Here is an 11,295-nt window from a genome sequence, read left to right as displayed (position 1 = left end):
CCCCCCCCCCCCCCCCCCCCCCCCCCCCCCCCCCCCCCCCCCCCCCCACCCCCCCCCCCCCCCCCCCCCCCCCCCCCCCCCCCCCCCCCCCCCCCCGGTCCCCCCGGCGGTGCGCCGACCCCGCCCGCCGGGGTCCCGCGCTGCCCGCACCGGCCCTCGAGAAGCAGCGGCCCCCGAGAAGCACCAGCCCCCGAGAAGCACCAGCCCCCGAGAAGCACCAGCCCCCGAGAACCCGGAGGTCCCCTCGTCATGCCCGACCGCACCCGCCCCGTGGCCACCGCCACCCGGTCCGTCTGAGCGGCACCGGAGTGGTCCACGTCCTCACCCGGGGCGGCAACGTCGGGCTGGCCCAGGCCGGCCTTCCCGGCCCCGTCGTCGTCACGCTCACCTGGACGCCGGCCCCCGGCGTCGACGCCGACCTGTCGGCGTTCCTCACCACCGCGGCCGGCCGGGTCCGCAGCGACGACGACTTCGTCTTCTACAACCAGCCCAGCGGCGCCGGCGGCGCGGTGCGCCACCTCGGCAAGACCGCCCGCGGCGGCGCCACCGTCGACCAGGTCCGCATCGACCCGGCCGCGCTGCCCACCGACGTCGAGAAGGTCGTCATCGGCGCCTCCCTCGACGGCGCCGGCACCTTCGGCGGGCTGTCCGGCCTCGCCGTCGAGGTGGCCGCCGACGGCGCCGCGGCGCCCGCGATCCGCTGCGAGCTGGCCGCCGGCCCCGAGACCGCGCTGGTGTTCGCCGAGGTCTACCGCCGCGGCACGGAGTGGAAGGTGCGCGCCGTCGGCCAGGGCTTCACGACCGGCCTGGCCGGGATGGCCACCGACGTCGGCGTGAGCGTCGACGACGAGCCCGCCCCCGCGGCCGCCGCCCCCGCCGCGCCCGCCGCCGCCCCGCCGCCCGCCGCCGCCCCGGTGAGCATGGAGAAGAAGCGGCTGGTCGACCTCGAGAAGAAGCTGTCGTCCTCGGCGCCGCAGATGCTCTCCCTGGTCAAGACCGCCGGGGTCAGCCTGGAGAAGCGCGGCCTGGGGGAGCACACCGCCCGCGTCGCGCTGGTCCTCGACATCTCCGGCTCGATGTCCCAGCTCTACCGCACCGGCGCCGTGCAGCGGCTGGCCGAGCGGGTCCTCGCCCTCGGCCTGCGCTTCGACGATGACGGCGTCGTCGACGTCTTCCTGTTCGGCAAGGACGTGCACCAGCCCCCCGGCCTGCGCCTGGAGGGCCACCAGCAGTACATCGCCGACCTCACCCGGCAGTACCGGCTGGAGTACGACACCCGCTACGGCGCCGCGATGGCCGCCGTCCGCAAGGCCTACTTCGGCGACAGCCGCGACCGCGTGGAGCCGCAGCCGGCGCAGGTGCCGGTCTACGTCATGTTCCTGACCGACGGCGCGCCCAGCGACAAGTCGGTCGCGACCAAGCAGCTCAAGGCGGCGTCCTTCGAGCCGGTGTTCTGGCAGTTCATGGGCATCGGCCCGGAGCGGCAGTTCAGCTACCTGCAGCGCCTGGACGACCTCGAGGGCCGCTACACCGACAACGCCGACTTCTTCGCGGTCAGCGAGGGCGACCTCATGGGCCGCCGGCCGATCAGCGACGACGCGCTGTTCGACCGGCTCATGACCGAGTACCCCGACTGGCTGCGGCGGGCGCGCGCCCAGGGCCTGCTCCGGTGACCCCCCAGCATGAGGCGCCGACGGTGCGCCACTTCTCCCACCTCACCGACGGCGAGCGCGAGCAGCTGTTCGCCGTCCCGCCGGGCGAGGTCGGACCGGCGACGCCGCGCGGCGTGCTGGCGCTGGCCCTCGGTGCGACGCTCTACAGCCCCGGCACGCGGCCGGCGCTGGACGTCGACGCCGCCCGCGCGGCCGCGGTCGGCGCCACGAGCATGGTCTGGTGCCTCGAGGACGCCATCCCGCACGCGGCCGTCGCCGACGCCGAGACCAACGTCGTCGCCGCGCTGCAGCGGATCGACCGGCGCGCCGCCGACGGCGACCGGCCGGCGCTGCCGCTGCTGTTCGTCCGGGTGCGCACACCCGAGCAGATCCGCCGGATCGCGTCGGCCGCCGGGCCGGCGCTGGCGCGGCTGACCGGGTTCAGCCTGCCCAAGGCCACCGGCGCCACGCTCGCGCCGATGCTCGCGGCGGTCGAGGAGGTCGCCGCCGCCCTGGGGCAGCCGCTGTACGGCATGCCGATCCTGGAGACGCCCGACCTCGCCTGGCGGGAGACCCGCGCCGACGCGCTCGCCGCGCTGGCCGCGGTGGTCGAGGCGCACCGGGAGTCGGTGCTGTGCCTGCGGGTGGGCGGCACCGACCTGTCCGGGCTGTTCGGCCTGCGCCGCGACCGCGACACCACGATCTGGGACGTCGCCGTCGTCCGGGACTGCCTGGCCGACGTGGTCAACGCCTTCACCCGCGGCGGCGAGCACGTGGTCACCGGCGCGGTGTGGGAGCACATCCCGGGCCCCCGGCTGTTCAAGCCACAGCTGCGCCAGACGCCGTTCAGCGACCAGCACGAGGGCGGCCTGCGGCAGCGGATGATCGCCGGCGACCTCGACGGGCTGATCCGCGAGGTCACCCTCGACAAGGCCAACGGCGTGCTCGGCAAGACCGTCATCCACCCGGCGCACGTCTCGGTGGTCAACGCGCTGCTCACCGTCTCCCGCTCGGAGTACGACGACGCCCTCGAGATCCTCACGGCCCGCGGCCGGGGCGGCATCGCGGTGTCCGGGAACGGGCGGATGAACGAGATCGGCCCGCACGCGCTGTGGGCGGAGCTGATCAGCCGCCGCGCCGCGGTCTACGGCGTCGTCGCCGACGAGGCCGCGCTGGTCGACCTGCTGTCCACCGGGCAGCGCCGGCTCGCCGAGGTGTTCGCCGGCGGGGAGGCGCAGCACGCGTGACCGCCACCCTCCCCGGTGCCGCGGCCTGGCTGGGCGGCACCGTCTCCGGCCTGCTCGACGTCACCGCCGCCGACCCCGGCCGCTTCGCCGAGCTGTGCGGCCTGGCGCTGCGGGACAACCCGCGCCGGGCGCACCTGGTCGTCTCCCGGGTCCTCGGCAAGCACGTGCCCGTCGCGCCGGCCGCCGTCCTCGGCGCGGGGGCCGCGGTGGGCGACGCCGTCGCCGCGGTCCTGGACGGCGAGGCGCCCGATCTGGTCATCGGCTACTGCGAGACGGCGACCGGCCTCGGCCACGCCGCCGCCGACCGGCTCGGCGCGGCCTACCTGCACACCACCCGTCGCGTGCACCCGGGCGTGCCGGTGGCCGCCGCGTTCGAGGAGGAGCACTCGCACGCGGTCGCGCACGCCCTGCAGCCGGCCGGGCCGGTGACGCTGGACGCGCCCGGCCCGCTGGTGCTCGTCGACGACGAGCTCACCTCCGGCCGCACCGCGCTCAACACCGTCGCCGAGCTGCACGCCCGCTGGCCGCGCGAGCGCTACGTCGTCGCCACGCTGCTCGACGCCCGCACCCCGGCCGCCCGCGCCGCGTTCGCCGAGCGCGCGGAGGCGCTGGGTGTGCGGGTCGACGTCGCCGCCGTCCTCACCACGGAACTCGCCCTGCCCGCCGACGTCCTCGACCGGGCCGCGGCCGCCCGCGCCGCCCTGCCCGGCCCCGCGCCGGTCCCGGCCGGCCCGCCCGGCGCGGTCCGGACACACCCCGGCCTGTGGCCGGCCGGCGTCCCGACCACCGCCCGGCACGGCCTGACCCCCGCCGGCAGCGCCCGGCTGGCCGCCGCCGCCGACGCCGCCGCGGCCGCGCTCGCGCCGGAGCTGGCCGGCAGCCGCGGGGTGCTCGTGCTCGGCACCGAGGAGCTCATGCACGCGCCCACCGTGATCGCGGCGCGCCTGGCCGGGCGGCTGCCCGGCACCCCCGTCACCACCCAGTCGACCACCCGGAGCCCCGTGCACGCCGCCGACGACCCCGGCTACGCCCTGCGCCGCAGCCTGTCCTTCCCCGCGCCCGACGAGCCCGCCCGCGTCTCCCGCGTGCACAACCTCGCCGACCCCGCCGCCGTCCCCGCGGCCGGCCGCTGGGCCGACCAGCGCGCCGACGACGTCGTCGTGGTCGTGGACGCCCCGGCGGAGGACTGCGCGCCGATGGCGCGGGCGCTGCGCCCGTTCGCCGCCCGCGCCGTGCACCTGGTGCCCGTGCCGGTCGCGGAGCCGGCCCGATGACCGCGCTGTCCGCCCGGCTCGCGCCCGCCGTCCCCGGCCGGTTCGGCTCCTACGCGCCCGAGGAGGTGACCTGGCTGCTCACCGACCTGTCGTCGGTCGCGCTGGAGCGCGGCACCGAGGACCGCGAGGAGGCCATCCAGTCGGGCACCCACTACTCGGAGATGCTGCCGGTCGAGTACCAGCCCGACGACGACTACCTGGCCCTGTTCACCGCCGCGCTGGAGACCTCGGCCGGGCGGCTCGCCGACGCCGTCGCCCGGGTGGGCGAGCTCGTCTGGGACGCCGCCGCCGCGCACGGGCAGACGCCGGTGCTGGTGTCGCTCGCCCGCGCCGGGACGCCGATCGGCGTGCTGCTGCGCCGCTGGTTCCTCGCCTCCCGCGGCGTCGCGGTGCCGCACTACACCGTCTCGATCATCCGCGGCCGCGGCATCGACCAGGTCGCGATGGCGCACGTGCTGGCCCGGCACCCGGCGTCGGCGGTGCGGTTCGTCGACGGCTGGACCGGCAAGGGCGCGATCCAGCGGCAGCTCACCGAGGCCGTCGCCGGCTGGGTCGCCGCGCACCCGGAGGACGCCGCGCTCGACGACCGGCTCGCCGTCCTGGCCGACCCGGGCCTGTGCACGGAGCTGTACGGCACCCGCGACGACTTCCTCATCCCGAGCGCCTGCCTGAACAGCACGGTGTCCGGGCTGGTGTCGCGGACGGTGCTGCGCGACGACCTCATCGGCCCGGGCATGTTCCACGGCGCGAAGTACTACGCCGAGCTCGCGGGCGCCGACGTCTCCGCGCTGTTCGTCGACACCGTCGCCGCCGCGTTCCCGGCGCGGCCGCCGGCCGACGACGTCCCGCCCGCCGAGCGCCGGCCGACCTGGGCCGGGTGGGCGGCGGTGGAGGCGATCGCCGCGGAGTTCGGCATCGCCGACGTCAACCTGGTCAAGCCCGGGGTGGGGGAGACGACGCGGGTGCTGCTGCGCCGGGTGCCCTGGCAGGTGCTGGTCCGCCCGGACCGCGCCGAGGACCTGCGGCACGTCGCCGCGCTGGCCCGCGCCCGCGGGGTGCCGCTGGTCGAGGTGCCGGACCTGCCGTACTCCTGCGTCGGGCTGATCCGGCCGGTGGGCCGGTGACCGCCGTCCTCCCGCGGACGGCGACGCTGGCCGCCGTCGACCTCGACCGCACGCTCATCTACTCCGCGGCCGCGGCCGGGACGACCGAGGGGCTGCAGGTCGTCGAGCACCTCGACGGCGCGCCGCTGTCGCACGCGACCCCGGCGTCGTGGCGGCTGCTGGCCGAGCTCGCCGGACGGGCGCTGCTGGTCCCGGTCACCACCCGCACCGTGGCGCAGTACGGGCGGGTGCGGCTGCCCGTCGTCCCGCGGTACGCGCTTTGCGCCAACGGCGGGGTGCTCCTCGCCGACGGCGTCCGCGACCCGGGGTGGGACGACTGGGCCGCGGCGACCGCCGCGCAGGCCGCGCCGCTGCCCGAGCTGCTCGGCCTGCTCGAGGCGGTCGCCGGGGAGCCGTGGGTGCGCACCGTGCGCGCCGCCGAGGGACTGTTCTGCTACCTCGTCGCGCACGCCCGCGAGGCGATCCCGCAGGACTGGCTGGAGGAGACCGGCGCGGCCGTCACCGCCGCCGGTGCGACGCTGTCGGTGCAGGGTCGCAAGGTGTACGTCGTCCCCGCCGGGCTGTCCAAGGCCGCCGGGCTGCTCCGGCTGCGCCGGCTGCTGGCGGGGGAGGGGTCCGCGCCGCGGCTGCTGTGCGCCGGCGACAGCCTGCTCGACGCGCCGATGCTGCTCGCCGCCGACGCCGCCGTCCGCCCCGCGCACGGCGAGCTGCACGAGCAGGGCTGGACCGGCGCGCGGGTCGCGGTGACCGCGGCCAGCGGCGCCGCCGCGGGCGAGGAGATCGTCCGCTGGCTGCTCGACCGCGCGGGCTAGTCCGACCGCGCGGTCCGCACCAGCCGGTCCAGGCCGTCCTCGATCGACTGCGCCTCGCGCAGCACCGCGCCCCAGTCCGGGCGGCGGCCCCGGGCCGCCTCCTCCAGCGGCGGCAGCCGCCGGGCGAGGTCCTCGAACGTGCGGCGGAAGCGGCGGGCGCGCTCCTCGGGCAGCCCGCCGAGGAACCGCCGGGCGTCGACGACGGCGCGCTGCACCTCGCCGAGCAGCGACCCGGGGTCGGCGGCGACGGCGTCGAGCCGCTGCAGCCGCCCCGTCGCGGCGCGCACCTCGTCGTCGACCCGGCCGGCGGCCGCCCGCACCCGGGCCAGCAGCGCGGCGGCCGCGGGCACGTCGAGGACCGGCGCCCCGAGCGCCCCCTCCAGCGCGGTCAGCGCCTCGTCGGCCTCGGCCAGCGCCTCGGCGGCCCGCTGCGGCGCGCGCTCGACGTCGGACCACGCGGTGAGCGGGTAGCGGCGGCGCAGCTCGCTCATCACCGGCGTCAGCCGCTCGTGCCGGGTGCCCAGCGCCTCGCGGCGGGTGCGGACGGACGCGGCGCCGCGGCGGACCTCCGCGGCCCGCTCCGGCAGCGCCCGCGCCCGCGCGGCCGCCGCCTCGGCCTCCCGGCGGCCCTTCTCGGCGGCGTCCAGCGCGGGCGCGGCGTGCCGGGCGGCCAGGTCGGCGGCGGCGCCGGCGGCGAGGCGCTCGGCGTCGGCGAGGACGCCGTCCAGGCCGGGGTCGGCCAGCCCGGCGGCGCCGGCGGCGTCCAGTGCCGCGCGGGCGGTGGCCACCGCGTCGCGGGTCGCGGACAGCGCGCGGGCGGCCGCGGCGCGGGCGCGGGAGGCGGCGGCGAGCACCTCGCCGTACTGGTCGCGGAAGCGCTGGACCTGGCCGTGCACCTCGCGCAGCGCGGCGGCCGCGGCGCCCAGCTCCGCGGTGGCGGCGCGGGCCGCGCCCGGCTCGGCGTCCGCCGCGGGGTCGTGGGCGGAGAGCGCCTGCAGGTAGTGTCCGATGACGGCGTCGGCGTGGGTGGAGAGGTCCCGCCAGTCGCGGGCCAACGAGTCAGGGGCGGGGATGCGGTGATGAGCCCGTCGTCCGCCCGCCGGGGCCCCCACCTCCTCCGCGGCGGCGACGGCGTCCGGCAGGTCGGCCAGCGCGGCGTCCAGCGCCAGCATCGCCGCGGCCGCGGCCTCCCGCGCCGCCGCGGCCTCCCGCCGGGGGGCGTCGCGGTCGCGCCGCCACCAGGAGGTGCCGCCGGGTGCGCTCACGACCGCCTCCCCTCGCCGTGCCCCGCGTCCGGCGGGGCGGTCCGGCACCCGCGCGGTCCGGAGGCCCGTGGATACCACGCCGGGACCCCGCACGTGGGCACGGGCGGCCGGCGCCGCCCGGTCCGCTGAACACGCCGCTCCCGCCGCCCCGCAGCGGGCCGGCGGGAACCGGGACCCGCCGGGGTCCGTTGGACCACCGGCCCGCCTCCCGCCCGATCCGGCCCGCCCGTCCCTGTCGTCGTCGTCGCCCGGCACCCCCGGCGGCGGAGAGGAACCCCTGATGCTCCGCTACTTCGGCTTCTCCGTCGGTCTGACGGTGGCCGCGCTCGTCACCGCCGTGTTCTTCGGCGGGCCGGCGGCCCTGCTGGCCGTCGCCGTCCTCGGCGTGCTCGAGGTCTGCCTGTCCTTCGACAACGCCGTGGTCAACGCCAAGGTGCTGCGCCGCATGAGCCCGCTGTGGCGGAAGCTGTTCCTCTACGTCGGCATCTTCATCGCCGTGTTCGGCATGCGGCTGCTGCTGCCGATCGTCCTGGTCTCGGTGACGGCGCAGCTGTCGATCCCCGAGGTGTGGGACCTGGCGCTGTCGGACCAGGAGGCCTACGCGGAGAACGTCGAGGCCGCGGCCGAGGCGATCTACACCTTCGGCGGGATCTTCCTGCTGATGATCTTCCTGAACTTCCTCTTCGACGAGGAGCGGGAGATCCACTGGCTGTCGTGGCTGGAGCGGCCGCTGGCCAAGGCCGGGAAGCTGCCCTACGTCGCGATCGTCATCGCGCTGGCGGTCATCTACGTCGGCTCGCAGATCGCCGACGACGACAAGTACGCCACGGTGCTCGTCTCCGGTCTCGCCGGCCTGTTCACCTACCTGCTCATCGGCGGCCTCAACGAGCTCATGGAGGCCCCGGAGGGCGCCGACGAGGACGACGACGTCGCCCCGACCGGGCAGACCGCGGGCAACGGCGCCGGCGGCGCCGCCACCAAGGCCGTCGCGGGCGCCGGGTTCGCCGCGTTCCTCTACCTGGAGGTGCTGGACGCGTCGTTCTCCTTCGACGGCGTCATCGGCGCGTTCGCCATCAGCAGCGACATCTTCATCATCGCGCTGGGCCTGGGCATCGGCGCCTTCTGGGTGCGGTCGCTGACCATCTACATGGTCGACAAGGGCACCCTCGAGGAGTACCGCTACCTCGAGCACGGGGCGATGTGGGCCATCGGCGTCCTCGCCGCCATCATGATCCTCGAGCTGCGGTTCCACATCAGCGAGTACGTCACCGGCCTCACCGGCCTGCTGTTCATCATCGCCGCGGTGATCAGCAGCATCGTGGTGTCGCGGCGGGAGCGCGCCGAGGTCGCGACCGCCGACCGGCCGGGCGAGCGCGACGAGGTGCCCGCCGGCCAGAGCTGAGGCAGGGCCCACCCGGCGGCCCCGGGGCGCCCGCCCCGGGGCCGCCGCGCGTCCGCGGCGGGTGGCCTACCGCGGGACGGGGGAGGCGGATACGGTCCGCCCGGTTCCCGTCCCCGCACCGAGAGGTCCGTCGTTGGCACAGCTCACCGCCCAGAAACGCGTCCTGCACGCCGACCTGCAGGGGGACCGCATCCGGGCCGCCAGCGGCTCGATGGTCGCCTTCGAGGGCAACGTCGACTTCAAGAACTCCGGGATGGGCGGGGGCGGCGGCATGCGGGCCGCCCTCAAGCGGGCCGTCGCCGGCGAGAGCATCTCGCTGATGGACTGCACCGGGCACGGCCGGGTGTACCTCGCCAAGGACGCGATGGACGTGCTCGTCGTCGACCTCGCCGGCGACACGCTCACCGTGGAGAGCGAGCACGTCCTCGCCCACACCGAGCACCTGCGCCTCGACGTCCAGTTCTCCGGCCTGCGCGGGGTGACCAGCGGCCAGGGCCTGGCCACCACGACCGTCACCGGGCAGGGCCAGGTCGCGATCGTGTCCGAGGGCCCGGTCATGGCGCTGGAGGTCGCGCCCGGCACGGACCTGGTGGTCGACCCCGACGCCTACGTCGGCTCCCGCGGCCAGCTGTCGATGAACCTGGTCAGCGGCGTCTCGTGGAAGTCCCTCGTGGGCGAGGGCTCCGGCGAGCCCTTCTCCCTCCGCTTCACCGGGCACGGCCTGGTGCTGGTCCAGTCCTCGGAGCGCTGAGCCGTGCCGTTCGAGACCGTCAACAGCAAGGTCGTGCGCGCGCACGTCGGCCCGGCCAACCCGGTGCTCGCCCGCCGCGGCGCCATGCTCGGGTACTCCGGGCAGGTCACCTTCCGCCCGGTGCACGGCCAGGGCCGCGGCATCGGCGGCATGGTCGGCGCGGCGATGTCGGGGGAGTCCAACCCGATGATGGCCACCGAGGGCACCGGCCAGGTGCTCTACGGCTACAAGGGCATGCACGTGACCGTCCTCGAGCTCGACGGCGCCGCCCCGCTGGTCTGCGAGGCCGACCGGCTGCTCGTGCACGACGCGAACCTGCAGACCAGCGTCCAGTTCCTCGGCTCCGGCGGGCTCAAGTCCGCGATCAGCGGCGCCATGACCGGGCAGGGCCTGTTCACCACCAACGTCCACGGCCGCGGGTCGGTCGCGCTGCTCGCCCACGGCGGCGCCTTCCCCCTGCAGCTCAACGGGCAGCAGGTCGGCGTCGACCCGCAGGCCTACGTCGGCCACGTCGGCCAGCTGTCGGTGGACCTCGCGGCCAGGGTCGGCCTCCGCGACGTCGTCGGCCGCGGCTCCGGCGAGGCCCTCCAGTTGAAGATCAGCGGCCACGGCACGGTGTACGTGCAGGCCAGCGAGCAGAAGTTCTGAGGACGGCGACGATGACCTACCCGCCGAACAACCCCTACGGCGGCGGCAACCCCTACGGCGGCCAGCCCCAGCCCGGGTACGGCCAGCCCCCGCCGCCGGGCTACGGCCAGCCGGGGTACGGGCAGCCGCCGCAGCCCGGGTACGGCCAGCCCCCGCCGCCCGGATACGGCCAGCCCGCGTACGGGCAGCCGCCCCAGCCCGGCTACGGGCAGCCCCCGCCGCCCGGATACGGCCAGCCCCCCGCCGGGCCGCCGGCCGGCGTGCCGAGCACGCTGAACGCGCAGTCGCTGCCCGACGACGACAACGTCAACCCCTACGTCTTCTGCATCGCGCTGAACGGCGAGTGGTTCATGAGCAAGGGCGCGATGCTCGCGTACTACGGCAACGTCCAGTTCGACGCCGTCAGCGAGTACTCCTCGGTGCAGGCGTGGGTGGCCCACCGGTTCTCCAGCCCCGTCTACGTGCAGGACTGGGTGGTCGCCCAGGGCCACGGCAAGGTGCTCATCGGGGACCGCGGGTTCGACCTGAACTCCTACGACCTCGACGACGGCAACCTGACGATCAAGGCCGGCAACCTCTGCGCGTTCTCCAAGGACCTGGAGCTCAAGCAGTCGATCGTCCCGGGCTTCGTCACCCTCATCGGGACGGGGAAGTTCATCGCCTCGTCCAACGGGCCGGTGATCTTCGTCGAGCCGCCGTTCCGGGCCGACCCCGAGGCGCTGCTCGGCTGGGCCGACTGCCCGGCGCCGTCGGTGCACCACGACGCCCAGTGGATGACCCAGAGCTTCCTCGGCGCGCTCACCGGCGCGCTCGGCCGCGCCTCCGGCGAGGAGCGGCAGTACGACTTCAACGGCAAGGGCACGATCCTGCTGCAGTCCTCCGAGATCGCCCGGGAGGACCCGGCGGTGCTGCGGCTGGTGGAGTCGCAGACCCAGCTGCTCACCGACAGCCAGGCCGGCTCGCTCGGCCAGCGGCTGGTCGCCCGCGCCCAGCAGCAGCACTGAGCGCTCCCGGGGGGGGGGGGGGGGGGGGGGGGGGGGGGGGGGGGGGGGGGGGGGGGGGGGCGGGGGGGGGGGGGGGGGGGGCGGGCGGCGCGGGGGGGGGCGGCGGGGGGGGCGGG

10 protein-coding genes are annotated in these 11,295 nt (G+C 76.8%); 9 read left to right on the top strand and 1 reads right to left on the bottom strand.

All coding sequences use genetic code 11. From position 1 onward, the window contains the following. The first annotated feature begins 308 nt into the window (after nt 1-308). From ACI79B_RS23085 to ACI79B_RS23065, 5 genes are read left to right on the top strand one after another with little or no spacing between them, the layout of a single operon-like run. Nucleotides 309-1,673, top strand: a complete 1,365-nt coding sequence (locus ACI79B_RS23085; RefSeq protein WP_456930449.1) for a VWA domain-containing protein — start codon at nt 309-311, stop codon at nt 1,671-1,673. Further along, on the top strand, nt 1,670-2,899 hold the full coding sequence (locus ACI79B_RS23080; RefSeq protein ID WP_456930450.1) for an HpcH/HpaI aldolase/citrate lyase family protein: 1,230 nt from the start codon (nt 1,670-1,672) through the stop codon (nt 2,897-2,899). Before ACI79B_RS23085 ends, ACI79B_RS23080 begins: the two co-directional genes overlap by 4 nt. After that, nucleotides 2,896-4,173: a phosphoribosyltransferase domain-containing protein gene (locus tag ACI79B_RS23075; protein ID WP_456930451.1), complete on the top strand. Its 1,278-nt coding sequence runs from the start codon at nt 2,896-2,898 to the stop codon at nt 4,171-4,173. The genes ACI79B_RS23080 and ACI79B_RS23075 overlap by 4 nt, the downstream gene beginning before the upstream one ends. After that, the gene (locus tag ACI79B_RS23070; protein WP_456930452.1) at nt 4,170-5,297 is read left to right on the top strand and encodes a cysteine protease StiP family protein; all 1,128 of its coding nucleotides are present in this window, start codon (nt 4,170-4,172) and stop codon (nt 5,295-5,297) included. Before ACI79B_RS23075 ends, ACI79B_RS23070 begins: the two co-directional genes overlap by 4 nt. Next, nucleotides 5,294-6,109 (top strand): hypothetical protein, encoded by an 816-nt coding sequence (locus tag ACI79B_RS23065; RefSeq protein ID WP_456930453.1) that lies wholly within the window; start codon nt 5,294-5,296, stop codon nt 6,107-6,109. Before ACI79B_RS23070 ends, ACI79B_RS23065 begins: the two co-directional genes overlap by 4 nt. Here ACI79B_RS23065 and ACI79B_RS23060 read toward each other — a convergent pair. Further along, nucleotides 6,106-7,374: a hypothetical protein gene (locus ACI79B_RS23060; RefSeq protein ID WP_456930454.1), complete on the bottom strand. Its 1,269-nt coding sequence runs from the start codon at nt 7,372-7,374 to the stop codon at nt 6,106-6,108. The genes ACI79B_RS23065 and ACI79B_RS23060 overlap by 4 nt on opposite strands. A 280-nt stretch (nt 7,375-7,654) precedes the next feature. On the opposite strand from ACI79B_RS23060, the gene ACI79B_RS23055 reads away from it, so the two are divergent. From ACI79B_RS23055 to ACI79B_RS23040, 4 genes are all read left to right on the top strand, one after another. Further along, nucleotides 7,655-8,776 (top strand): DUF475 domain-containing protein, encoded by a 1,122-nt coding sequence (locus tag ACI79B_RS23055; protein ID WP_456930455.1) that lies wholly within the window; start codon nt 7,655-7,657, stop codon nt 8,774-8,776. A 133-nt stretch (nt 8,777-8,909) separates the two neighbouring features. Then, the gene (locus tag ACI79B_RS23050; RefSeq protein ID WP_456930456.1) at nt 8,910-9,527 is read left to right on the top strand and encodes an AIM24 family protein; all 618 of its coding nucleotides are present in this window, start codon (nt 8,910-8,912) and stop codon (nt 9,525-9,527) included. Nucleotides 9,528-9,530: 3 nt separating this feature from the next. Beyond that, entirely contained in the window at nt 9,531-10,175 is a 645-nt protein-coding gene (locus ACI79B_RS23045) for an AIM24 family protein (RefSeq protein ID WP_456930457.1), read from the top strand. Nucleotides 10,176-10,186: 11 nt separating this feature from the next. Then, a complete protein-coding gene (locus ACI79B_RS23040; protein WP_456930458.1) occupies nt 10,187-11,179 on the top strand; it encodes an AIM24 family protein in 993 nt (330 codons plus the stop codon). The last annotated feature ends 116 nt before the right edge of the window (nt 11,180-11,295 follow it).

It is taken from the genome of Geodermatophilus sp. SYSU D00879 (assembly GCF_054050375.1).
This window is presented reverse-complemented; position numbering and strand designations above follow the sequence as displayed.